The sequence below is a fragment of the Pseudomonas sp. Teo4 genome (genome assembly GCF_034387475.1).
Lineage (GTDB): Bacteria > Pseudomonadota > Gammaproteobacteria > Pseudomonadales > Pseudomonadaceae > Aquipseudomonas.
The window spans coordinates 1077871-1102100 of record NZ_JAXCIL010000001.1; the positions used below are offsets into that span (position 1 = coordinate 1077871).

22 protein-coding genes and 1 riboswitch are annotated in these 24230 nt (G+C 63.1%); of the genes, 8 read left to right on the top strand and 14 right to left on the bottom strand.

All coding sequences use genetic code 11. The features are described 5' to 3' along the window. Positions 1-3: 3 nt before the first annotated feature. The 5 genes from PspTeo4_RS05150 to PspTeo4_RS05170 form a co-directional block, all read right to left on the bottom strand. Positions 4-2154, bottom strand: a complete 2151-nt coding sequence (locus PspTeo4_RS05150; RefSeq protein ID WP_322362665.1) for a TonB-dependent receptor — start codon at positions 2152-2154, stop codon at positions 4-6. A gap of 24 nt (positions 2155-2178) precedes the next feature. Continuing rightward, positions 2179-2628 carry a DUF2946 domain-containing protein gene (locus tag PspTeo4_RS05155; protein ID WP_322362666.1) on the bottom strand — a complete coding sequence of 150 codons (450 nt, stop codon included), beginning with the start codon at positions 2626-2628 and terminating at the stop codon, positions 2179-2181. Between the two features lie 204 nt (positions 2629-2832). Further along, a complete protein-coding gene (locus tag PspTeo4_RS05160; protein ID WP_322362667.1) occupies positions 2833-3609 on the bottom strand; it encodes a ParA family protein in 777 nt (258 codons plus the stop codon). 126 nt (positions 3610-3735) lie between these two features. Then, complete coding sequence (locus PspTeo4_RS05165; RefSeq protein WP_322362668.1) at positions 3736-5319, bottom strand: diguanylate cyclase; 1584 nt, start codon at positions 5317-5319, stop codon at positions 3736-3738. 75 nt (positions 5320-5394) lie between these two features. Beyond that, positions 5395-5874 carry a hypothetical protein gene (locus tag PspTeo4_RS05170; RefSeq protein ID WP_322362669.1) on the bottom strand — a complete coding sequence of 160 codons (480 nt, stop codon included), beginning with the start codon at positions 5872-5874 and terminating at the stop codon, positions 5395-5397. Between the two features lie 515 nt (positions 5875-6389). Here PspTeo4_RS05170 and PspTeo4_RS05175 point away from each other — a divergent pair. After that, positions 6390-7514, top strand: a complete 1125-nt coding sequence (locus PspTeo4_RS05175) for an IS481 family transposase (protein ID WP_322362636.1) — start codon at positions 6390-6392, stop codon at positions 7512-7514. A 314-nt stretch (positions 7515-7828) separates the two neighbouring features. On the opposite strand, the gene PspTeo4_RS05180 is transcribed toward PspTeo4_RS05175, so the two are convergent. After that, positions 7829-8854, bottom strand: coding sequence for an IS110 family transposase (locus PspTeo4_RS05180; RefSeq protein ID WP_322362670.1), 1026 nt, complete (start codon positions 8852-8854; stop codon positions 7829-7831). 751 nt (positions 8855-9605) lie between these two features. Here PspTeo4_RS05180 and PspTeo4_RS05185 point away from each other — a divergent pair. Both PspTeo4_RS05185 and PspTeo4_RS05190 read left to right on the top strand, forming a co-directional pair. After that, positions 9606-10106, top strand: a complete 501-nt coding sequence (locus tag PspTeo4_RS05185) for a GNAT family N-acetyltransferase (RefSeq protein ID WP_322364797.1) — start codon at positions 9606-9608, stop codon at positions 10104-10106. A gap of 108 nt (positions 10107-10214) precedes the next feature. After that, positions 10215-10514: a hypothetical protein gene (locus tag PspTeo4_RS05190; protein WP_322362671.1), complete on the top strand. Its 300-nt coding sequence runs from the start codon at positions 10215-10217 to the stop codon at positions 10512-10514. Positions 10515-10566: 52 nt separating this feature from the next. On the opposite strand, the gene PspTeo4_RS05195 is transcribed toward PspTeo4_RS05190, so the two are convergent. The 5 genes from PspTeo4_RS05195 to PspTeo4_RS05215 all read right to left on the bottom strand — a co-directional run bounded on the left by PspTeo4_RS05195 (position 10567) and on the right by PspTeo4_RS05215 (position 16325). Then, a complete protein-coding gene (locus tag PspTeo4_RS05195; RefSeq protein WP_322362672.1) occupies positions 10567-11904 on the bottom strand; it encodes an OprD family porin in 1338 nt (445 codons plus the stop codon). A gap of 100 nt (positions 11905-12004) precedes the next feature. Beyond that, positions 12005-12793, bottom strand: coding sequence for an ABC transporter ATP-binding protein (locus PspTeo4_RS05200; RefSeq protein WP_322362673.1), 789 nt, complete (start codon positions 12791-12793; stop codon positions 12005-12007). Further along, positions 12790-13806: a FecCD family ABC transporter permease gene (locus PspTeo4_RS05205; RefSeq protein WP_322362674.1), complete on the bottom strand. Its 1017-nt coding sequence runs from the start codon at positions 13804-13806 to the stop codon at positions 12790-12792. Before PspTeo4_RS05205 ends, PspTeo4_RS05200 begins: the two co-directional genes overlap by 4 nt. Continuing rightward, complete coding sequence (locus PspTeo4_RS05210; RefSeq protein ID WP_322364799.1) at positions 13806-14813, bottom strand: ABC transporter substrate-binding protein; 1008 nt, start codon at positions 14811-14813, stop codon at positions 13806-13808. Before PspTeo4_RS05210 ends, PspTeo4_RS05205 begins: the two co-directional genes overlap by 1 nt. A 116-nt stretch (positions 14814-14929) precedes the next feature. After that, positions 14930-15129: riboswitch (cobalamin riboswitch) on the bottom strand. A gap of 29 nt (positions 15130-15158) precedes the next feature. After that, complete coding sequence (locus tag PspTeo4_RS05215; protein WP_322362675.1) at positions 15159-16325, bottom strand: DUF1624 domain-containing protein; 1167 nt, start codon at positions 16323-16325, stop codon at positions 15159-15161. Between the two features lie 220 nt (positions 16326-16545). On the opposite strand from PspTeo4_RS05215, the gene hemB reads away from it, so the two are divergent. Continuing rightward, positions 16546-17520, top strand: coding sequence for a porphobilinogen synthase (gene hemB, locus PspTeo4_RS05220; protein ID WP_322362676.1), 975 nt, complete (start codon positions 16546-16548; stop codon positions 17518-17520). Between the two features lie 21 nt (positions 17521-17541). Here hemB and PspTeo4_RS05225 read toward each other — a convergent pair whose 3' ends face one another. From PspTeo4_RS05225 to PspTeo4_RS05235, 3 genes are all read right to left on the bottom strand, one after another. Beyond that, complete coding sequence (locus tag PspTeo4_RS05225) at positions 17542-18243, bottom strand: YoaK family protein (protein WP_322362677.1); 702 nt, start codon at positions 18241-18243, stop codon at positions 17542-17544. Positions 18244-18252: 9 nt separating this feature from the next. Further along, complete coding sequence (locus PspTeo4_RS05230; RefSeq protein WP_322362678.1) at positions 18253-18882, bottom strand: riboflavin synthase subunit alpha; 630 nt, start codon at positions 18880-18882, stop codon at positions 18253-18255. 393 nt (positions 18883-19275) lie between these two features. Beyond that, positions 19276-20202, bottom strand: coding sequence for a LysR substrate-binding domain-containing protein (locus PspTeo4_RS05235; protein ID WP_322362679.1), 927 nt, complete (start codon positions 20200-20202; stop codon positions 19276-19278). Positions 20203-20340: 138 nt separating this feature from the next. On the opposite strand from PspTeo4_RS05235, the gene gtdA reads away from it, so the two are divergent. The 4 genes from gtdA (at position 20341) to maiA (ending at position 24207) form a co-directional block, all read left to right on the top strand. Further along, complete coding sequence (gene gtdA, locus PspTeo4_RS05240) at positions 20341-21396, top strand: gentisate 1,2-dioxygenase (protein WP_322362680.1); 1056 nt, start codon at positions 20341-20343, stop codon at positions 21394-21396. A 17-nt stretch (positions 21397-21413) separates the two neighbouring features. After that, positions 21414-22112: a fumarylacetoacetate hydrolase family protein gene (locus PspTeo4_RS05245; protein ID WP_322362681.1), complete on the top strand. Its 699-nt coding sequence runs from the start codon at positions 21414-21416 to the stop codon at positions 22110-22112. Positions 22113-22194: 82 nt separating this feature from the next. Continuing rightward, the gene (locus PspTeo4_RS05250; protein ID WP_322362682.1) at positions 22195-23547 is read left to right on the top strand and encodes an aromatic acid/H+ symport family MFS transporter; all 1353 of its coding nucleotides are present in this window, start codon (positions 22195-22197) and stop codon (positions 23545-23547) included. An 18-nt stretch (positions 23548-23565) separates the two neighbouring features. After that, positions 23566-24207 carry a maleylacetoacetate isomerase gene (maiA, locus tag PspTeo4_RS05255; RefSeq protein ID WP_322362683.1) on the top strand — a complete coding sequence of 214 codons (642 nt, stop codon included), beginning with the start codon at positions 23566-23568 and terminating at the stop codon, positions 24205-24207. Positions 24208-24230 lie beyond the last annotated feature (23 nt).

A 24230-nucleotide genomic window follows, 5' to 3' on the forward strand; every position in this document is an offset into this window, starting at 1 on the left:
CGATCAGAAGCGCAGGTCCAGCGCCAGCTCGAAGGTGCGCGGCGCACCCATGTAGTACTGGGTGTTGTAGGCCTGCTTGGCATACACCTCATCGGTCAGGTTGCGCACCCGCCCGGTGAGGGTGGTGTGCTCGTCCAGCCGATAGCGGGCGAAGGCCCCGTACAGGGTGTAGGCGGGAGCCTTGAGGGTGTTGGCGTTGTCGGCGTACACCGAATCGACATAGCGTGCGTCCATGCCGACCGACCAGTCCTGGGTCAGGATGTAGGTCAGCCACAGGTTGCCGACATTGGCCGGCACGTTGGTCGGGGCATTGCCCTTGCGTGATACCGACACACCGTTGACCGCCTCGTTGAACTCATCGTACTGCGCGTCGACATAGGCGTAGTTGGCCTCGGCCAGCAACTTCGGCGTCACTTGCAGGCGACCCGACAGCTCGATGCCGCGCGAGGTCTGCTGGCCAGCTTGCACCGTCAGGTTGGGGTTGACCGAGTCGCGTACGGCAAAGTCCTTGCGCACTATCTGGTACAGCGCCACCGTCGCTGCGCCACGGCCTTCGAGGAAATCGAACTTGCTGCCGACTTCCCATTGCTCACCCTTGGACAAGTCGAACAGGCCGACGTTGGAATAGGTCGCCGCCGCCAACGAGCCGGCCGGGAGGTCGGCAGAGGTGCTGTATTGCGCATAGACGCTGGCTGATGGCGTTAGCGCGTAAGTCAGGCCGATGCGGCCGGACAGCGGTTCCCAGCGCCGTTCGAACCAGGCCGGGGAGGTGGGCGTGACAGTGCCGTAGTTGGTCACTTGCATGTCCAGGTAGTCGTAGCGCAGGGCCGTCAACAGCGCCAGGCGTTCGGTCAGTTGCAGACGGTTCTCGGCGAACACGGCGCGGTTGGTGACTTCATTGCGGCGTTGCTTGGTCAGGCCTGCGTTCACCCCTGGTATGTCATCGAAGCTGCCTGGGTCGAAATGGTCCGGGTCGACCACATCGCTCCAGCTGCCGGAAGTCGGGTAGAGGGTCTGGCGCATGTGCGAGTAGTCCAGCCCCAGCGACCACTGGCTGGCCAGGCCGAACAGCTGGTTGTCATGGCGCAGTTCGATGCGGTCGCCCAGCACCTTCTGCTCATGGCGCTGCAGGTACGGGCTGGAGCGCAGCACGTTGCCATCGCTGGTGTAGCTGTAACGTTCAAGGTTGCGGTAGTCGCGCTGGGCGTCGTAGTGATACAGGGTGTTCTGCACGCTGGTGCTGTCACTGAGCTGGTAGTCGAGTATCGAGCGCAGCCAGCGCACCCGCTGCTCGTAGCGGCCGTCGGCGACGTTGTAGTTCTCGAAGCGCCGGCTCTTGTCGATTTTCATGGTGCTGCGGCCGGGCAGAATCGGTGAACCCCAGTACGGGCTGTCCTCGGTGTCTTCCTGATACTCCAGCGCCAGGGTGTGGGTCAGGTTGGGGGCCAGGTCGCTGAGCAGCGAGAAGGCCAGGCTGTCGGTTTGCCGCTCGTTGCGGTCGATGTAGCCGTTGCCATGGTCGCGGCTGAAGTCCAGGCGCACGAAGTGGCGGGCGTCGGCAGGGTTGCTGGCCAGGGCCTGGTTGATGCCGAAGGCCACCTGCGAATCGTCATAGCTGCCATAGCGCAAACGCCCGTCGAAGGTCTGCTGGTCGCGGCTGGCGAGCTTGGTGATGTAGTTGATCGAGCCACCCACCGAGCCTGCGCCATGCAGGAACGACGACGGCCCGCCAATCAGCTCGACCCGGTCCAGCACCCAGGCGTCCACCGGGCGGGTGGCACTGCTGTAGCCCAGGTTGATGCCGTTGTAGAGCTGGGTGACCTGGTTCTGGGTGAAGCCGCGGTACGTGACGAAACCGCCGAAGCCTGGGTTGGCCGAAGCGTTCACGCCGGTCATGGCGTTGATCACATCCTGGCTGTCCTTGGCGTCGCGGGCCTCGATGACACGGCGGTCCGAGACGCTGACTGACGCAGGTGTTTCGCGTGCCGTAAGGCCCAACCGCGAGCCGGTGCGGATTGGCTCGTCCAGCTGCACGCCGGACGGCGCCTCGCGCTGGCCGTCGATGGTGGTGGCAGAGAGTTCGACGGCGGCGTCATCCGCCCAGGCGAAGGTGCAGGTGCCCATCAGGAGCACCAGGGAGGTGTTGCGGATCATGTTGTCATGGCTTCCACGCAAAGGTCATGGCTGACCACGCGCGCACGAGCGCGCCCGGTTAAGGTCAGGCGAACGAAATGGCTGTTGCGGGGGAAGCGAGGGGGAGGCGCGGGGGTTGAGGGCGGGGCGTTGATAGCGTGGCGGCGGTTGCGCCCAGCTGCGTACGACGATGGGGGAGGAAGCGCCAGCTTGTGTAGGGATGAACGACCAGCCGACGCTGCTCAGCGGTACTGCCATGGCGAACGAGGAGCACACCGGGCAGTCGAGTTGGGCCATGTGCTGGTCGCCACCGGCGTTGTCCAGGTCGATGGCCTTGCCGTGCTCGCTGTTTATCGAACAGAAACCACCCTCGAGGCCGGACAGGCGCAAACCACTCATCTGGCCGTGGTGCAGGCCGCACAGCAATAGGCTGAACAGGACGCTGGCATAGAGCGTCCAGGCAGTCAGCATGCGGGCCTGGCGGGTGATTTTCATGGCGGCGAATCTACCATCCGGATGAATGGTCGGGTAGTGCTTTGGTGTGGCGGATTGCCGCATGTGGGCTGCTGTGCAGCCCTTTCGCGCTGGGGAACTGTCGCCGGCAAGCCGGCTCCTACAGGTACTGCGGTGATCTCAAGGTCGGCGTGGTCCGTGTGGGAGATACCGGCAACACAAGACAGTTGCTGCCACAACCTCAGCTCACGCCGCACGCTCCAGCACATCGAGCAAGTCGACGAACTCCAGCGACAACCTGTGCTTCGGTGCCAGGTGCACCAGCGGCACCGACGCCTGGTGCGACTCGCGCATCTTGATCGAACTGCTCAGGTACACCGGCAGCACCGGCATGCCTTCGCCACGCAACTGCTCGACCAATGTCTGGTGCAGCGCCGTACGACCGGCGAACTGATTGACCACCACACCCTCCACCTGCAGCGCCGGGTTGTGGTCCTGGCGCAGTTCCTCCACTTCGGCCATGACGCTGTGCAGCGCCTGACGCGAGAAACTGTCGCAGTCGAACGGAATCAGCAAACGTTCGGCGGCCACCAGGGCGCTGAAGGTATAGAAGTTCAGCGCGGGCGGTGTGTCGATGTAGATGCGTTCGTAGTCCTCGGCCAACTCCACCAGCAGCTTGCGCAGCTTGTTGATCTTGAACTTGCTCTCCAGCTTGCTCTGCAGGTCGCTGAGGTCGGGGCTGGCCGTGACCAGGTGCAGGTTGGCATAGCGGGTTTCGGTGATCGCCACGCGGTGCTTCTTGCCGGCGGCAAGGGTCGGCGACAGGGTCTGGCGGAAGAAGTCGGCAATCCCGGAAGGAATCTCGTCGTTGACCAGGCCGGTCAGGTAGTAGGTGGCGTTGGCCTGGGGGTCGAGGTCGACGAGCAATGTCCGGTAGCCCTCGGCGGCGCTGGCCGCGGCGAGGTTGCAGGCGATGCTCGATTTGCCGACACCACCTTTCTGATTGAATACGACACGACGCATGGGAACGCTCATCCATGAATAAAGGCCACTGGGCCGGGGACCTGCACATGTCAGGTTGGGGTCAATCCTATGACCGAAACACGACAGTTTTATGACAAGGCTTGTTACATTCATTTTCCAAGCGGGTCAGCCCTCGGAACCCGCGATGCAGAGCTGATTGCGCCCGTTTTGTTTGGCCCGGTACAGCGCACGGTCAGCCTCGCTCAGCGTCTCGCTGGGGTCATTGCCCTCAATGGCCTGCCAATGCGCGACGCCCAGTGAAATGGTCACCGCGCCGACTGGCTCCAGGGGAGTGTCCTGCACCGTGACCCGCAGGCGTTCTGCCACCGCCGCCGCTACCTCCAGGCTGGCGCCTGGCAGCAGCATCAGAAACTCTTCGCCGCCCGTTCGGCACAGCAGGTCGCCTTCCCGGCAACCGCGGCGCATCAGCTCGGCAAGCCGGCGCAGTACCTGGTCGCCGATGTCATGGCCATGGCCATCGTTGATCCGCTTGAAGTGGTCGATGTCCAGCACGATGGCCGAGAACCTGCGCCCTTCGGCCTGCAGCAGCGACAGGCTGAATTCCAGGCTGCGTCGGTTACCCAACCCGGTCAGCGGGTCGGTCTGCGCATCATGGTTGAGCCGACCGATGCGTTCTTGCAGCAGGTTCAAGCCAAACAGCAGCGCGCGTTTTAGCTCGGCCGCTTCGAAGTACCAGCCGCGCACCCGGTGCAGGCGTTCGGCGGTGCCAGCGCGGTCCATCGACCTGGCCCCGGCGGCCAACTGCCACAGGGGGCGGACGATGGTCAGCGCCAGCCACCACAGCAGCACGCAGCCGAGCAATGCCAGCGGGGCGGAAATGCCCACCACACTGAGTATCAGGTGGCTCAGTGGGGCAACCGTTTGCGCCAGCGGCTGCTGGGCCACCACGCCCCAGCCCGCGCTAGGCACCGTGGCGAACCCGGCCAGCATCTCGATGCCGAGGCTGTTGGTCACCTGACGGGTGCCTTTGGGCACGGTCGCCAGCTGGTTCACCAGGGCATTGCTGTCCACCACCGTGCCGACACGCTGTGCATCGGGGTGGTAGAGCAGCCGGCGATTGCGATCGACCACGTAGAGGTACGAGCCGTCCTTGTAGAAGTGTTCACCCAATAGGCTGTTGAGGATGTTGCGCTCGCGCAGGTACAGGCTGCCGCCGACATAACCCAGGTAGCGGCCGTTGCCATCGAAAATGGGCTGCGACAGTGCCACCACCAGGTTGTTGGCTGCCGAAACGAATGGCGTCGATACCAGCGCTCGTCGTTCGCGCAGCGCCTCCTTGGCGCCGGGCGAATCGACATGGGTGCCGATGTACTGGCGCAGCGACGCAGGCGAAATGGCGCGCAGAATGCCGTCGGCATCGACCAGGAATGTGGAGTTGAAGGCCATGCTCTGCTGCAGCAAACGATCGGTTTCCGCAGCCGTGGCGCCGGCATCGCCCAACTGGCGTCCCTGTACGCTTGCGCTGAACGACAGCTGTTGCAGGGCATTGCTGATGAATGTCTCGGTGATGGCTGCCAGCTTTGCCGCATACACCCGGTTGGCTTCCAGGGCGTGGTCGATCAGCAACTGGCGTTGCACCCGATAGCTGGCGAAATAGCTGGTGCACAGCATCACCAGGGCGGTGAGGGCACAAAGGATGAGGATGAGCGTGCGCAGGTCCAGGCGCAGTCCATGCTTGGCGTGTGGCAATCCTGACCTCACTGACGCGGAAAAGGGAATAACCTTACTCGTTATGTGTATGAACGGCTATAGCGGGCCGGTGTTTCAGGAGCCGGCCTTTTCCAGCGCGCTCAGTTCATCCTCCACTTGCTGCATGCGTTGCTTGGCCAATGCCTGAACCTTTTCATCGCGGGCGGACTCACGCATCAAGGCGGTCAGCTTGCTGCTCAGTCGCTGGCCTTCCTCGGTCTCTTCCAGTGCCCTGGCCTTGGCCGGATCGCGGGTGGCCTCGACGATGGTGCTGAACTCGGCGTCGCTGAAGTTCTTTTCGCTGTAGAGCTTGTACAGGTCCTGGCGTTGGTCCTCGACGGTCAGGTGCTTGCGCAGTACGTCCCTGATGGTGGTTTCGGCCAGTTGTGGGTGGGTGCGGGTGAGCAGCGATGCCATGCGGTCGATGTTGTGTTCGTAGGCCTCCTGCAGGGGCAGGTTGGCCAGTATCTGCTCGTTACGGCTGGGCTTCTGGTCGCAGGCGGCGAGGGCGGCGGTGAACAGCAGGGGCAGCAGGAGCTTGGGGAAGCGGGGCATGGACTGGCCTTGGGCGCGGGGTATGGGGGAATTATAACGATGTCGGTGTGTCGGCGACGATAGCTTCGGCCGGAAGATCTGGAGTGGTTGCGTCAGCGCTGGTCAACCAGAAACTGGCGTCTCTCGCTCTCGCTCTCGCTCTCGCTCTCGCTCTCGCTCTCGCTCTCGCTCTCGCTCTCGCTCTCGCTCTCGCTCTCGCTCTGCTTTTGCTTCTAGCGCGCGATAGTTCAGACGCAGCAAATTGCGACTTCAGGAGGCCGAGTGTAGGTCTTGCGGAGGGAGGTGACGGGCATGGATGCCCGTCAAGCGCTGCGGCCCAGGATGGGCCGTACAGCGCGGTCCTCCCGGGAGCAAGACCGGAGCGAGGGGACCCCGGAGCGCAGCGTAGGGGCCGGATGTAGGAGCCGACGGTTTTGGTTACTTTGGCCACGATGTATAGACCGGACACATGGTGGACACGTGTACGGGGACATGGTTGACACTTTCCGGCGAGCTCACTTTGCCGGATTGCCATCATGCCCTGGAATACGAGAGATGCCATGAGCCTGAAAGAAGAGTTTATTGCCCTGGCGCGGCAACCCGGCAGCAACAAACGCCAACTGTGCCGGCTATTCGGTATCAGCCCTCAAACCGCCTACAAATGGCTCGAGCGCTATGAGGCTCAAGGCCGGTCAGGCCTTCAGGAGAAGTCCCGACGCCCCTTCAATAGTCCGAAACTGACTGAAGCCGCCTTGGAGGCAGAAGTCATAGCGCTTCGGCAAGAACATCCGGCATGGGGAGGACGCACGATCAGTAACCTGCTGCACAACCGTGTCGCGCCCAGCACCGTTACCAATATCCTCCGCCGCCATGGCCTGATTCTGCCTGCTCAAACGACGCGTGAGGCCATGCTGAGGTTTGAGCATGATGCTCCTAATGATCTATGGCAGATGGACTTCAAAGGACATTTCCCGACGCAACAAGGCCGATGCCATCCTTTGACCGTGCTGGATGACCATTCTCGCTTCAGCCTGGCCATACAGGCCTGTGACAGCGAACGGGGTGCGACGGTCAAGGAGAAGATGGTGGAAGTCTTCCAGCACTATGGTTTGCCGGCGCGAATCAACGTCGATAACGGTGCACCGTGGGGCTCACCGCGCAATCCTGGAGAGGTCACAGAGCTAAGTATCTGGCTGATTCAACTGGGGATCCGAATAAGTTTCAGTCGTCCCTATCATCCTCAAACCAATGGCAAGCTCGAGCGCTTCCATCGTTCTCTCAAAGCTGAGGTGCTCGATGGGCGCCAGTTTTCCACGCTGATGGAGGCTCAAGCTGCGTTTGATCGATGGCGCGATATCTATAACCTCCAACGGCCTCATCAAGCCTTGGGATACCAGGTGCCTATAGACCGATACCGCACCAGTACTTGGGCCTATCCGCAGCAGTTGAAGGCGTTTGAGTACGGGCCTGACGATGTAGTGGCCAAGGTCTATCACAGCCGGTTCCGTTTCCAGAAACGTTACTTCAGTATTGCGAAAGGCCTGGCTGGGCATGAAATTGCTATACGTCCTAATGCTGAAGGCGGGGGCTTGTTCAATGTCTACTTCTGCCATCATTTCCTGCGGACAATCGACGTGACCAAGCCGGATTACGGTTCATAATCTGTCAACCATGTCTCCGCACACGTGTCCACCATGTGTCCGGTCCGTACACCACGACCAATCTATGGTCACCCCGTTTTTTGCAATACTGTTCATTGGATGAAATGGATGGCTTGCTTCAATCTATCCGGCGTCTATTGGGCTGGTATCCCGCGCCACGATGAGTGTTCGCGCCTGGCGGTCCTAACAAAGTAAGCGGCTTCCAAGAGCCAATTGGTCGTTCAGGATCATCGCTAGGCCGACCGGCCGTTTATTTCATCTGTTGTTCAGCTATCGCAAAACCTGATGGTGAAACACGGTGCAGCACAACGGGGTCAGACGTTCATAGCGTCTGGCTCCGTTCTATATTGCGTGTGTCGAGTAGCAATGGCCCAAGCGATGCGGGCCAGTTTGTTGGCCAACGCGCAGGCCACCACGTTGGAGTGGCGTCGCGCTGACAGGGAACGTACCCAGTCGGCCATTGGGCCTTTCTGATACTTCAGGCGAAGCATGTAGACCCGGGCGCAGAGCACCAGCAAATGCCGAAGGTTCTTGTCGCCACGTTTGCTGATCCCCAGCAGAGCCGGTCTACCGCCAGTGCTGTATTGCCTGGGAACCAAGCCTACGGCGGCTGCAAAATCACGGCTGCTGCCGTACTGCTGAGCGTCTCCCATTTCTACAGCCAGCAGGCTGGCGGTGATCGGCCCGACACACGGGATACTCAGCAAACGGCTACCTAGATCATCGTCAGCAAGCTGGCTCTCAAGCTCTTTGTCCAACAACTTGATCTGCTCACTCAGGTAGGCGAAGTGATCATGCAGGCGCTGTAGCAATGCGACGAGGCGTACAGGCAAGTCGTGCTCTTCAAGCACTGAAGCGAGCCGTTTTATCACCGCCAGCCCTGTCGGTAGGCTGATGCCGAACTCGAGCAGAAATCCATGCATCTGATTCACCGTCTTGGTCCGATCGCGGATCAATGACTCACGCATCCTGTGAGAAACAGAAAGTGTTTGCTGGTCAGGCGATTTGGGCGTCACAAAGCGCATGGAAGGCCGGGAAGCGGCTTCGCAGATGGCCTGCGCATCGACGAAGTCATTTTTGTTGGTCTTGACGAAAGGTTTAACGAACTGAGGTGAGATCAGTTTGGCCTCATGCCCCATCGCCTTGAGTTGACGGGCCAGATAGTGCGAGCCGGCACAGGCCTCCATCACTACCGTGCAAGGGGGATGATTGGCGAGAAGCCGCATCATCTGCTGCCTTGAGCATTTTTTGCGCGACACCTCTTTGCCGAACTTGTCTTGGGCATGCAGATGGAAGGTATGTTTGCCGATGTCGATGCCGATCAAGGTCACGGTACTCATGATGACGGTCTCCGAAGTAAAAACACCCTGCGAAAGCGTACGCCTCGCAGGGTGCCGGGGTGACCATCTCATTAAGTAACCCGCCGGAAGGGCGGAAAGGTGAATAAGCGCCTCCATGGCAAATGGATATTCACGCGGTATAAATGCCAACGCTCAATTGTGTTTTTGTGTTTTTTTGTTTTTTGTTTTTTGTTTTGAAGTTGGTTTTTAAATTTGCAAGCAAATCCATTTGCCAAGGCGACGCTTAATCACCTTTCCGCTCTTACAGCGGGTCCCTTTTTGTCGTGGCTGTACGGACCGGACAGTCGTGGCAAAAAGGAACCAAAAACCGTCGGCTCCTACATCCGGCCCCTGCGCTCCGCTCCGGGGTTCCCTCGCTACGGTCTTGCTCCCGGGAGGACCGCGCTGTACGGCCCATCCTGGGCCGCAGCGCTTGACGGGCATCCATGCCCGTCACCTCCCTCCGCAAAACCTCCACTCGGCCTCCTGACGTCGCAATTCGCTGTGTCTGAACTAACGCGCACCTAGAAGCAAAAGCAGAGCAAAGAACAAACAGCAAACAGCAAACAGCAAACAGCAAACAGCAAACAGCAAACAGCAAACAGCAAACAGCAAACAGCAAACAGCAAACAGCAAGTGTCGACGACGATAGCTGATGGGGCTGCATTACGGCCCATCGCAGACAAGCCTTGTGCCGCTGGCCACACTCAAGTACAACCCTGGTCGCCCCAGCCATTGCCACCTGCTGCCCATGCCAGATTGGACCCTCCACACCCCCAGCCACGACGCCATCGCCGAAGTCGTCACCTTCGTCGACGCCGCACGCCGCGAGCTGTTTCCCATGCTCGCCAACGCGCCCTTGCCAAACGACCTTGCCCGCTTCGCTGAAACCTACCTGGAGGGCGCGGGGCACTTTCTCGTGGCCCGCGACGGGGGCCGGCTAGTCGCCGCCATTGGCTACCTGCCGTACGACCATCGCTTTCCCCAGCTCGACTACCAAGGCGTTCGCGTGGTCGAGGTGGTACGCCTGTTCGTGCTTCCCGAGTATCGCCGGCATGGGCTGGCTCGAACCTTGTTCTCGGCTCTGCGCGAGCAGGCCATGAACGCAGGTGTTGAATGCCTGTACCTGCACACCCATCCCTTCCTGCCCGGCGCGATCGCATTCTGGGAGCGGCAAGGTTTCACGGTGGTCGATGTCGAGGATGACCCTGTGTGGCACACCACCCATATGCAGCAATGGCAAGGTGCCTAGGAAAGCGCCTACATAGGCTGCCTGGTTAGGGCCATCACGTTCATTTCAATCCTGCGCTGCATTCCTTACCTTCCCGTCCCGTATCAACAAGACGAGGGAGCAACGTCCATGGCACACATGGCCCTTTACAAACTCAATCTGCTGGATCAATTCGAAAACCGTAGGGACGCCTGGACCTTCGCAGATTTCGAGAAAAGCTTGGTGGACGCATGGCGTGGGGTGGTACGCCAGGATGCCAAAAGCATCATCAACGCCGCGCACCAGGAAAAAAAATGGCCGAAGACGGTAAAGCGCTACCTGCTGACGAATTACAAGGCATTTGGCAATGTCAGTTCGGAGTTCGACAAGACGTTTGCCGATGTCGTGGCATCGATGAGCCCGCAGGAGAGGGCTACCTGGGGTCTATAGGCCGTTAGCTGAAAGGTGGTGGGCGCCGTTTGGCCCCGCCATCGAGGCAGGATCAGAACCCACCCGCCAACGGCCACTCCACCGCCAACCGTATCTGGTCCCCATCCAATTCCGCCTGGGCCGTGTTGCCCCGATGCACGTTATGCCGCAGGGAAAACGCAGTGCCCTTGGCCTTGCCACTCTGCACCACATACCGCGCTTCCAGGTCTCGCTCCCAGTGCTTGCCACCTTTGCCGTAGCCCAGGTAGGCATACCCGCCATTGGGGTCCACATGCGACCCGTCGATATCGAACCCGCGCACGTACAGCGCCGTCAGGTTCAAGCCAGGCACCCCGTAAGCGCCCATGTTCAGGTCGTACCGCGCCTGCCATGACTTTTCGTTGGGGGCATTGAAGTCGGACATCTGCACCGCGTTGGCAATGAAAATCGCCCCACGGGTGACGTAGTCGAACGGCGTGTTGCCGTCTACCTGTTGCCAGCCCAGGCTGAAACTGTGCGGGCCCTGGCTGTAGCGCGAGACCAGGCTCCAGGTGGTGTTGTCGATGTGCCCGGACAGCGCCTTGCCGGTGTCGGTGGTGCGATACAGGTTGAGGTCCAGGCTCAGGCTGCGGCGGTCGTCCAGGGCCTGGGTGAGGGTGCTGCCCAGATAGTGCTGGTTCCAAGTGTCTTCATAACGTGAGGTGTACAAGCTACCGCTGAACGCGGTGCCAGGGTTCCACACCACGCCGGCGAGGTCGAAGCTGTTGCCCTGGCGAGCATTGGAGTAGTTGACCACGAAGCCCTGGTCGTGGCTCGACGCGTTGCGGTCGGTGCTCTCGTTGAAATGGCCAGCCACCAGCTTGAGCGTGGCGAATTCGTTGCTGGTGAGGAAGAAGCCAGTGGCTGTTTCAGGCAGCAAGCGGCTGTCGGAAGAGCTGAACACTGGGGTCTTCACCCGCTGTTCGCCATAGGACAGCACCGTGTTGGAAACGCGCAGCTTGAGCGCAGCGCCCCCCCGGCTGTACTCGTTTTTCGGGTGGCCATCGTTGTCCACGCCAAGCAGGCGTGCCTTGCCGGCGCGTCCACCGCCACTGTCCAGTTGCACACCAAGATAGGCGTGCGCATCGACACCCACGCCGACCAGGCCTTGGCTAAAGCCGGAGGTGAACGTGCCCATCAGTCCGTAGGCCCATTCCTCGGCAAGCCCGTTGCGCTCGTCGCGAGGTTTGTAGGCATTGCGGGCGCTGCCGTTGCGGCCGCCATGCTTGTAGTCGCGTTGATCGTAGACCGTGCGGTTGAGCAGGTTCCAGGTGCTGTCCTCGATGAACCCGTTGCTCTGCGACTGCGCGGAATCGGCCACCGCGAAGGGGGCAAGGCCCAGCACTAGCGGGGCCAGCAGGAGGCGGTTCATCGTGTGGCCTCCGGCTTGTGCATCTGCGCCGCAAAGCGGTGTTGGGCGCTGGCGAGCAGCAGGGTGAGAGGGCGCAACGGCATGGTAGGAACTTCCTGGTTCAGGGGGCGCGCAAACGCAGGATGCGCGCGCCGTCGAAGGGGTCGGTGAGGTAATGGGCCTGTACACCGAAGGTGGTCAGCAGGCGCTCCGGGGTCAGCACGTCCAGCGGTTTGCCGAGGGCGACCAGGCGGCCTTTATCCAGCACGGCGACACGGTCGCAGGTGAGTGCCTGGTTAAGGTCGTGCAGGGCGATCAGGGTGGTGATCGGCAGGGCCTGAACCTGGCGCAGCAAGCTCAGTTGGTGCTGGATATCCAGGTGGTTGGTCGGCTCGTCGAGCAGCAGTACCTGTGGGCGTTGGGCCAGGGCGCGGGCGATGTGCACCCGCTGGCGCTCGCCACCGGACAGCGAACCCCAGATGCGCGTGCGCAGGTGTTCGGCGTCGAGGTCGGCCAGGGCCTGTTCGACGATGGCCCGGTCGGTGCCGGAGAACGGGGCCAGGGCCGACAACCAGGGGGTGCGCCCCAGGGCCACGGCGTCGAACACGCTGATGGCGTCGAGGGTGTCGGCCTGCTGTTCGACCAGCGCCAGGGCCTGGGCGATACGCCGCCGCGGAAGACGGGCCAGGGGTTCGCCGAGCAAGTGGACACTGCCGCTGGCCGGTGCGCGCAGCCCGGCCAGCACCTTGAGCAAAGACGACTTGCCGGAGCCATTGGGGCCGACGATACCCAGCGTTTCGCCGCTGACCAGCGTCAGGTTTATCTCGCTCAGCACGCGGTTGCCCGCAAGTCGAAGCTCCAGCCCCTGGCAGGCGAGGGGCGAGATTTGCAGTTGGCTCATGAGGGTCATGGGCGCCCCCGTCGGCTGACCAGAATCAGGGCGAACACGGGCGCGCCGATCAGTGCGGTGACCACGCCCACTGGAATCACCTGGCCAGGGATCAACGTGCGCGAAAGCACATCGGCGGCAATCAGAAACAGCGCGCCGCCCAGGGCGCTGGCTGGCAGCAGTTGGCTATGGCCGGGGCCGAGCAGCAAGCGCAGGGCGTGGGGAATCACCAGCCCGACGAAACCGATGGCACCGACGATGGACACCATCACCGCTGTCACCAATGCGGCGCAGCTGATCAGCAGCAACTGCGTGCGACGCACCGCGATGCCCAGTGACGCCGCCGAGTCGACGCCGAAGGTGAAGGCGTCCAGCGTACGCCGGTGCCACAGGCATACCACCAGTCCGAACAGCGCCACCGGCACCGCCAGCCATACCGATGGCCAGCGCACGCCACTGAGGTTGCCCAGCAGCCAGAACAGGATGCCGCGTGCCTGCTCGGCGGTGGCTGACTTGGTAATCAGGAAGGCGGTAAGGGCATTGAACAGCTGCGAACCGGCAATGCCCGCCAGAATCACCTGGGCGTTGTTGCCACTGGGGCCGCTGGCGCGGGCCAGCACCAGCACCAGCGCGAAGGCGGCGAGCGCACCCAGGAAGGCCCCCGCCGACATGCTCAGCGCCATGCCGCCAAGGCCCAGCAGCCCCACCAGCACCGCGCCGGTCGAGGCACCCGCCGACAGCCCAAGCAGGTACGGCTCGGCCAGTGGGTTGCGCAGCAATGCCTGCAGAATCACCCCACAGGTCGCCAGCCCGGCGCCACAGGCGGCCGCCACCAGGGTGCGAGTGAGGCGGTAGTTCCAGACGATGCCAGCATCGATTGGGTCGACCGGGTAACCGGCTTGCCACAAGTGGTTGGCCAGCACCTGATAAACCACACGGGGGGACAGATTGGCTTCACCGATGGCGGTACCCGCCAGAAGGGCGGCAAGCAGGGCGGCCAGAGCCACGATGCTCAAGGGCAACAAACGCTTCATCACTGTGCTGCTTTACCGCTGGCGAAGGCTGCGGACAAAGTCTGCAGGCCCCGGAACAGGCGAATGCCGGCCTGCATGGCATCGGCGTCGAGGATGATGATGCGGTTGTTCTTCACCGCGTCCATGTTGCGGGTCACCGGGTCGCTGTGCAGGAAGTCGAGTTTTTTCTGGTAGTCGTCGGCCGGGAAGCGGCGGCGGTCCATGCGGGCGATGATCAGCCAGGTCGGGTTGGCCTTGGCCAGGGTCTCCCAGCCCAGGGTTGGCCATTCCTCGTTGGACTCGACCACATTGCGCACGCCGAGGGTGCGTAGCATGAAGTCGGCCACACCCTGGCGACCGGCCACGTAAGGGTCAATCTGAAGGTCGGCGCTGGAGAACCAGAACAGCGCGTTGGTGTTGGACAGGTCCTTGCCAGCAAGTTGTTGCCTGGCGCTGTCCAGGCGTGCCTTGAGGTCGGCGTTCAATGCAGCACCACGGTCCTGCACGTCGAAGATTTCGGCCAGCTGGCTGACGCTCTTGTAGATGCTCTGGACCTGGAACGCCTGCAGGCGGGTACCGTCGGCGCCGACCAGGTTGTCCTTGCCTTCGCAGTCCGAAGGCAGCAGGTAGGTGGGAATCTGCAGCTCAGCGAACTGCTCGCGGGTGCCCACGACGCCCTGGGCGCCAACCATCCATTCGAACTGCACCGCCACCAGTTGCGGGCGCTTGCCTACCACCGCTTCGAAGCTGGGCTCATTGTCGGCCAGGCGCTCGACCTTGTCGTTCACCGCCTTGTACTCGGGCAGCACGTTGTTGAACCACAGCGAAGTCCCGGCCACTTTGTCACCCAACCCCAGGGCATAGAGAATCTCGGTACCCGCCTGGCCGATGGTGACGGCGCGCTCGGGGGCCTGGGTGAAGGTCTGCGGCATGCCACAGTTGTCGATGGTGAGCGGGTAGTGGGTGGCGGCCTGGGCCAGGCCAGTAAGGCTCAGGCCTGCGAACAGGATGGCGAAGCGCAGCAGCATGGTCGGGCGATCTCCTATCGGTCGGTTCACGGCATGAACGCACGGACAGGCATCGCCAAGCCCCTTGCGCACGGCGCGGGGCAGCACCCTGAAACGGGTGGAGATGGCCATCCCGGACACCCCGCCGGTGGGCCGGCAGGTCTCCTGACTGGTGCGTCCTGGCCCAGCTCCGGCCTTCCCGGGTCGGCAGACCCAGTGGCGTGGTTGGAGCGGGCTCGGCACCTACAGTTGCGGGGGCAGTTCCGTTTGGCCTGTGCAGACAGGCCCGGGATTCCCTATTAATTCCGTGGTGGAAACCGGCGGGCCGCATGGTAGACCATTCGGCCGCCGGGTGAAAACGTCATTTCAGAAGTACTTAAGCCAGCTGATGTCTCGGCGGCGCGCCTTCAGCCGGCCGAACGCACGCACCGGCAGGTACAGCGCCACCGCCAGCAGCACGGCCACCAGCCACACTGCACCAATGCCGTCGAAGCCGAAATAGTCGCCATGGTTCAAGCCGAACAGGGCAACGCAGGCCAGGTACAGCAGCTTCAGCACATATAGATGCAACAGGTAGAAGAACATGGGGGCTGCGCCGAACACGGCCAGGGCAGTAATCCAGCGCGCTTGGCCGGCGCGTTCGAAGGTGCGCAATAGCAGCAGGCCGCAGCCTAGGGTCAGCGCCAGGAACAGCAGCGAAGGCGGGTACTTGGTGATGTTGAAGAAGCTCATCAAGGTTTGGCTCAGGGTCGGATAGCCGCTCCAGGGCGCCTCGCCGTAACCGTTGAGCATGCGCAGCACGACAAAGCCCAGCAGGACGAACACGCCGGTCATCAACAGGCGGTGCTGGCGTTGCCCAGCCTCGCTGGCGCGGGCGAACCATGGGCCGATGCCATAGCCCAGGGCGATCACCCCGATCCATGGCAGCACCGGGTACGACGTGCGCAGGCGCAGGCTGTCGGAGAACTCAAGCCAGCCACGGTCATGCAGGATGGCCCACGGCACATGCAGGGCCGACTCCGGGCCAAAGTGCAGGCCATCGAGCAAGTTGTGGCCGGCCACCAGGGCCGCACCCAGGGCAAGCAGGGCAGGGCGTGGCAGCCACACCAACAGCGACAGCGCAATCATGCTGACGCCGATGGCCCAGATCACCTGCAGGTAGATCACGGTGGGCGGGAACTGGAAGGTCCAGGCGAAGTTCACCAGGGTGAACTCCAGCGCCACCAGGAACAGACCGCGCTTGAACAGGAACGCCGACACATCACTGCGGCCCTGGTGCTTTTCACCGTAAAGCCAGGCCGAAAGGCCAGTAAGCAGCACGAACACGGGCGCACACAGGTGCGCCAGCGTGCGGCTGACGAACAGCGACGGCTCGGTGGTGTCGATGCTCATCGGGTCGCTGACCTGGCGGTGCAGGAAGAAGGTTTCGCGGACGTGATCCAGCAACATGAACACGATCACCAGGCCGCGCAGGGCATCGATGCTGTGCAGGCGCTGGGTGAGCAGGGCGGGGGTGGCGGAGGCGCTTGTCATGGGTTATCGCAGGCAGGAATTATTATCAAGTGAAACGTTATCTTATAACTATTTAATGAGGCGTGAACAGGCCTTTTCTGCCGGGTGACGTTTTGTCGCGCCCAGGCCAGCCCTGATTAATCGTTATTGCCCGGCACGCAAGAGACAATCTCGTCATTTCGGCTTTTCAGTCACGCACGACAGGCTTATGGTGTAGGTCGTCAAATTCCCCGGAGCTTCCATGTCCAACCGTTTTCCCGCCGTTCGCCCTCGTCGCCTGCGCCAGAACGAGTCCCTGCGTACCCTGTTCCAGGAGACGGAGTTCCGCCTCGAAGACCTGATCCTGCCGATCTTCGTCGAGGAAGGCATCGATGATTTCGTCCCGATAACCAGCATGCCTGGCGTCAATCGCATCCCGGAAAAACTGCTTGCCCAGGAAATCGAGCGTTACGCCCGTGCCGGTATCAAGTCGGTGATGACCTTCGGCGTCTCCCACCACCTGGACGAAACCGGCAGCGACACCTGGAACGAGAACGGCCTGGTCGCACGCATGGCCCGCATCTGCAAGGACACCGTGCCGGAAATGGTGGTCATGTCCGACACCTGCTTCTGTGAATACACCAGCCACGGCCACTGCGGCGTGCTGCACAACCACGGCGTGGACAACGACGCCACCCTGGTCAACCTTGGCAAACAGGCGGTGATTGCCGCTGCGGCAGGCGCCGACTTCATTGCACCTTCGGCTGCAATGGACGGCCAGGTCCAGGCGATTCGCAGCGCGCTCGATGGCGCAGGCTTCCATGACACCGCCATCATGGCCTACTCGACCAAGTTCGCCTCGTCGCTTTACGGCCCGTTCCGTGAAGCCGGTGGCACCGCGCTCAAGGGCGACCGCAAGAGCTACCAGATGAACCCGATGAACCGCCGCGAAGCCGTGCGCGAATCGTTGCTCGACGAGCAGGAAGGCGCTGACGTGCTGATGGTCAAGCCGGCCGGTGCCTATCTGGACGTGATCGCCGACATTCGCGCGGCCTCGCGCCTGCCGCTGGCGGCCTACCAGGTCAGCGGCGAGTACGCGATGATCAAGTTCGGCGGCCTGGCCGGTGCCATCGATGAAGGGCGTGTGGTGCGCGAAAGCATTGGCGCCATCAAGCGTGCCGGTGCCGACCTGATCCTCACCTACTTCGCCATGGACCTGGCCCGCGAAGGCATCTGAGGTTCGCCACCCGCCAACGGCTCAGCGGGGCATGTAGCCCCGTTGCCATGAGCGCGGAATGAACCGCGTCACCAGGGCCAGCAGGCAGGCCAGGGCACAACTGCCCGCCAGTGCCTGCAGGCCCAGGTGATGTTGCAACCAACCGCCCAGCGCGGCGCCCAGCAGCATCCCGCTCCACGGCACCAGCTGCACCCGCCAGCCGTTGCGCCGTTCACCCAGCAACCAGCGCCCCAGGCCGCGACCGAAACGCGACAGCGCGCCGGTCACGTAAGTCAGGCCGATCGGCAGGCCATTCACCTGTTCGACCACCGCATTGATCATGCCCATGGCCAGGATCGCCGCGATCAGTGGCGGCCAGGTCGTAGCCCCGACCCAGGCTGCCGCCAGGGCAAGCAAGGCGGCGACCACCACCAGCACAGGCCAGGCACGTTGCCTGAAACCACGGGCCAGCACGATCCCCAGGGCATTGCCGAGCACAAAGCTGAGAATGGCGCCGCTCAGGCGTAGCACCATGGCCAGGTCCGCCTGGCTGATAGCCACGGCCAGGCGGGTGGTGTTGCCGCTCATGAACGAGACGAAATCACCCAGCGCCAACAAGCCGATGGCATCGGTCATGCCCGCCAGTACCGACAGGCCGGCGACCAGGCCCAGGCCGACCCGGCCACGCAATATCTGCAGCCTCAGCCGCCTGGCACTGCGCGAGGGCAGGGCATTGGGCAACATGTCAGTGGCTCAGGGCAGCAGTTTTTCGCGGGCCAGGGTGCCCTTCAAGGTGCGTTCGACCACATCGACCAGCACCATGGTCTGGTGGTCCACCTCGATGTTGATCAGGTCACCGGCCTTGTAGGTGGCGAAGGTGGTCTGGCGCAGGGTTTCGGGGATCAGGTTGATGGTGATGACCGTGTCTTCGACATCGGCGACCGTCAGGCTGCAGCCGTTGACGCCGAGGAACCCACGAGGGAACACGTATTTGGCCCACTCCGGCGGCATGCGGAACTTGATGAAGGCGCCGGTTTCCTTGATCGACAGCTCGACGATCTCGGCGGTGCTGGCGATGTGGCCAGCCATCAGGTGGCCGCCGATTTCGGCGTTCATCTTCGCCGAACGTTCGATGTTCACGCCCTGGCCGGCCCTGAAGTAGCGCAGGTTGGTGCGTTCGAGGGTGGCGGTCATGGCGTCGAACTTCACCTGGCTGCCGTTGATTTCAGTGACTGACAGGCAGGTGCCTTCGACGCTGACGCTGGCGCCGATCTTGAGTTCGTCGAGCAACTCGGGGGTGAGGTCGATGGTGAACTGGTTGTGGCCCGGGTAGCTGGTCACATCAAGCAGAGGGCGAACGGCCTGGACGATGCCGGTGTACATGGAGGTGCTCCTGGGCACGGAAAATGAAAACCCCTTCCCGGAATGCTGGGGAAGAGGCCTGACTTGGGCTTTGAGGTGGTGCGTAAATCGAGCGCCGCCCGCGCGGCGCATCGCGAGCAAGGCTCGCTCCTACGTTTGTTTACGGCCAGTAACGCCTGTGGCAGGCGCGCGCGACCGCCTTGTGTTGACGACGCGATATCGCGCCATGCGCAAAGAACGGTCGCGCGAAAATCTCACAGGAACAATTGGCCTGAAACAAACGTAGGAGCGAGCCTTGCTCGCGATGCGCCGCGCGGGCGGCGCTCGATCTGCCAAGCGCCAAAAAATGTGTGGCAAGCCCAAAAAATAAAACCCCCTGAAACCTATGCCCGTGGAGCGGTAAAAGCAAGCCTGTCAGGGTTTGCGAATCGGCTCGCGCGCCGCCTTGCGCAGGCTCTCCAGCAGGTCCAGCACCGCCCCTTCGATATGCGGCTCGTCCCGCCAGCACATGCCGATAGAGCCTTCCGCCTCCAGCTCGAAGTCCAGCCGCCGCAGCAAGCCGCGCCCGTGGAAGTGCTCGGCCACCCGCCCGGAGGCCACCGACAGCATGTCGCTGTTCTGCATCAGCCACAGGTTGGCCATCAGCGATGACGACTCGATCCGGCAGGGCAGCGGCTTGCGCCCGGCGTTGCTCAAGGCGGTGTCCAGGCGGTTGCGGATGGGTGTCGCCGGCGGCCACAACACCCAGTCGTACTGGTACAGGTCGTCCCAGCCAAGGCCGCTGCGTTGGGCCAAGGGGTGGTCGGGCCGGGCCACCACCTGCATCGGTTCGCGAAACAGCATCTCGCTGTTCAGGGCCTGGCTCGGCTGGTAGTTGTCGACGCGCCCGACCACCACATCCAGCTGGCCCAGCCGCAGGCGTTCGAGCAGCACGTTCATGGTGCTTTCCTGCAGGGAAATCTGCGCTTTGGGGTGCTGCTCCAGGTAATACAGGATGGCATCGGGCACCAGGCTGGGCGCCGAAGCGGGTGAGGTGCCGATGGCCACATTGGGCGTGTTGCCTTCGCGCAGGGCGTCGAGGCTGCCCTGTGCGCGCTCCATTTCGCTGAGGATGCGCCGCGCGTGGTTGATCAGCAGGGTGCCTTCGGCGGTCGGACGCAGGCCGCGGGCATGGCGTTCGAACAGCAGGGCGCCGGCGTCTTCTTCGAGGTCCTTGAGGAATTTCGACAGCCCCGGCTGGGTGGTGTAGGCCAGCCGTGCGGTGTCACTGAGGTTACCGGTTTCGGCCAGCATCACCAGCAGTTGCAAGTGGCGCGGGCGCAGGCGGCGGGTCCAGTGCATGGCGGGGTCTCCCATCATCTTTCAGGTATGAGTGCATAAGAAAATATCATTTTTTCTGTATGGCTTGTGGGCGTTTAATCGAGTGGACAACGGGGGCTGCCACCGCCACCCCTTTCACAGCCCACCACAGGTGAAGCGATGAATAACAACGACAACATCGGCAAGGCCCGCGCCGACTTCTATCAACGGATCGACAACCAGGCGCTGTTCCCGCTGTGGGAGCAACTGCACAACCTGGTGCCGGCCAAGCCCACCACCGAGTGCGTGCCCGCGCTCTGGCGCTTCAGCGAAGTGCGGCCGTACCTGATGGAAGCCGGTCAGCTGATCAGCGCCGAAGAGGCCGTGCGCCGCGTGCTGGTGCTGGAGAACCCTGGCATCCGTGGCCAAGCCTCGATCACCCCGAGCCTGTACGCCGGCCTGCAGCTGATTCTGCCGGGCGAGATCGCCCCCAGCCATCGCCACAGCCAGTCTGCCCTGCGTTTCGTCGTCGATGGCCGCGGCGCCTACACCGCGGTGGACGGCGAGCGCACCACCATGCAGCCGGGCGACTTCATCATCACCCCGTCCTGGACTTGGCACGACCATGGCAACCCGAGCGAAGCCGAAGGAGGCGAGCCGGTGATCTGGCTCGACGGGCTGGACATTCCCACCGTGCGTTTCTACGGCGCAGGCTTTGCCGAGAACTACCCCGAAGCGGTACAGCCGGTCAGCCGCCCGGAAGGCAACAGCCTGGCCCGTTACGGCGCCAACATGCTGCCGCTGCGCCATGAAGTGCATGACGCCACGTCGCCGATCTTCAGCTACCCCTACGAGCGCACCCGCGAAGCGCTGGCAACCCTGGAGCGCCACGGCGAAGTGGATGCCTGGGATGGCGTGAAGCTGCGCTACGTCAACCCGGCCACTGGCGGCTGGGCGATGCCAACCATCGGCACCTGCATGCAACTGCTGCCGCGCGGCTTCGTCGGCAAGACCGCCCGCTGCACCGACGCCACCGTGTACTCGGTGGTCGAAGGGCGGGGCCGCGCCATCATCGGTGGGCAAACCTTCCATTTCGAGCCCAAGGACACCTTCGTGGTGCCGAGCTGGGCTGGGTTGAGCCTGCAAGCCGACGACGAGTGCGTGCTGTTCAGCTATTCCGACCGGCCCGTCCAGCAAGCCCTGGGGCTGCTGCGTGAAGCCCGCGAAAACCATTGATCCAAGGAACCCCTGCCATGACTTACCTGTTCGAACCTGCCGCCACCACTTGCCTGCCGATTGCCGGTAGCGACCAGCAATTCCCTGTCCGCCGCGTGTACTGCGTGGGCCGCAACTACGCCGCCCATGCCCGTGAGATGGGCTTCGACCCTGACCGCGAGCCGCCGTTCTTCTTCTGCAAACCGGCCGATGCAGTGGTCGCGGTGGGCGACGGCCAGACCCTGGAGCTGCCGTACCCGGCCGAGACCAGCAACTACCACTACGAGATCGAACTGGTTGCCGCTATCGGCAAGGGCGGCCGTGACATTCCTCTGGAACAGGCCAACGAGCACGTCTTCGGTTATGCCGTCGGCCTGGACATGACCCGCCGCGACCTGCAGATGAAGATGCGCGAGATGGGCCGCCCATGGGAAATCGGCAAGGCGTTCGACGCTTCCGCGCCAATTGCCCCGCTGTACCCGGCCAGCCAGGTCGGCCACCCCGCGCAGGCCGGTATCTGGCTGCAGGTCGAAGGCCAGGACCGTCAGCGCAGCGACATCGACAAGCTGATCTGGTCGGTGCCGGAAACCATCGCCTACCTGTCGCGCTTCTTCGAGTTGCAGCCAGGTGACCTGATCATGACCGGCACGCCCGAAGGGGTCGGCCCGGTGGTGGCCGGCGAGCTGATGGTTGGCGGCGTCGATGGCCTGGGCGAGATTCGCGTGCGCGTCATCTGATTGGCCAGGGCCGGCGCATCCGGCCCTTGCTCCCGGTTTTACACGAGGCCTGCGCCTGTGCGCCGGTCCGGAGGTTTCGCCCATGTCTTCCACCGACAAAAACAACACAGTGGATGTACAAGCTTTCATCGACAGCCAGCCAGTCAGTGCCTTCCAGTGGCGCATCCTGCTGTTGTGTTTTCTGGTCACGGCCATCGACGGCCTGGACACCGCTGCCATCGGTTTCATCGCCCCGGCCTTGCGTGAGAGCTGGCAGATCGGCGCCGCCGACCTCGCCCCGGTGCTGGGGGCGGCACTGATCGGCCTGATGCTCGGCGCGTTCATGGCAGGCCCCTTGGCCGACCGCTTTGGTCGCAAGCGTGTGCTGCTGCTGTCGGTTGCCTGTTTCGGCACTTTCAGCCTGGCCGCCGCATTCGCCCAGGACCTGCACAGCCTCGCCCTGTTGCGCTTGCTGACCGGCCTGGGCCTGGGTGGTGCGATGCCCAACGCCATCACCCTGACGTCCGAATACTGCCCGCAACGTCGCCGCTCGCTGATGGTCACCGGCATGTTCTGCGGTTTCACCCTGGGCTCGGCCTTGGGCGGTGTGGTGGCGGCGCAGTTACTGCCGTTGTTCGGCTGGCGCAGCGTGTTGCTGCTGGGCGGGTTGCTGCCGTTGGTGTTGTTGCCGGTGCTGATGCTGTTGCTGCCCGAGTCGGTGCGCTTCTGGGCGCGGCGCGACCCGCGTGATCCGCGTGCGCTGGCGACCCTGCAACGCATTGGCAGCTTGCCGGCAGGCTGCCAGGGGCTGCGTCTCGAAGAGACGGTCGAGGGGCACTCGCCTGTACGGCAGATTCTTTCCGCGCCCCTGCGTCGCGGCACCCTGGCACTGTGGCTGGCGTTCTTCATGAGCCTGCTGATCATCTACGGCATGACCAACTGGCTGCCGCTGCTGGTCAAGGACACCGGGCTGAGCTTGAGCCAGGCAGCGCTGATCAGCGCACTGTTCCAGATCGGCGGCACCGTCGGCGCCCTGTGCCTGGGGGCGGCCATGGATCGCTTCGAACCGCACCGGGTGCTGGTACTGGCCTTGCTGGGTGGCGCGGCCTGCCTGTACGCCATCGGCCAGAGCCACGGCGACTACCTGTGGCTGGGGCTGAGCGTGGCCGGCATGGGCTTTTGCATCAGTGGCTCGCAAGTCGGCGCCAATGCCCTGGCCGCGGCGTACTACCCCACCAGCAGCCGCGCCACGGGCGTGAGCTGGGCCCATGGGGTAGGGCGCATTGGTTCGGTCTGCGGCACGTTCGGCGGCGCACTGCTGATGGATGCCGGGCTGTCCTTCGAGGCGCTGTTCGCTGTGCTGATGCTGCCCGCCGTGCTGGCCGCCGCAGCGATCTTCTTCAAACGTGCACGGCAGGCCAGCGCGCTGCCCGCCAACACCCACATCACGCTCTGATCGAGCAGGAAATCCGCCATGCAGCTCTACAGTTTCTTCAACAGTTCCACCTCGTACCGGGTGCGTATCGCCCTGGCGCTCAAGGGCCTGGAGGTGGACTACCACGGCGTCAACCTGCGCGCCGGCGAGCAGCGCCAGCCCCAGCACCGTGAACTCAGCCCGATTGGCGGCGTGCCGGTGCTGGTGCGTGACGATGGCATCAGCCTGACCCAGTCGCTGGCCATCATCGATTACCTGGACGGCCTGTACCCCCAGGCTCCGCTGCTGCCCAGCGAGCCGCTGCTGCGGGCGCGGGTGCTGGAAGTGGCCCAGTTGATCGCCTGCGATATTCACCCGCTGAACAACGTGCGCGTGCTCGGTTACCTGCAGCGGGTGCTGGAAGTCAGCGCCGAGGAAAAAGACCGTTGGTACGCGCACTGGGTCGCCGAAGGCCTGGCGGCGCTGGAAGCCCTGCTGCAGCGTCATCGCTACGGCCCGTATTGCTTCGGCGACACGCCAACGCTTGCCGACTGCTGCCTGGTGCCTCAGGTGGCCAATGCCGAACGCATGGGCTGCGACCTGACGGCGTATCCGAGGGTCATGGCGGTGTACGACCACTGCCAGTCGCAACCCGCTTTCCAGCGCGCCGCCCCAGGCCGCCAACCCGATTTCATTCAATAAGAAACGCAGGCCCCCGTACCTGC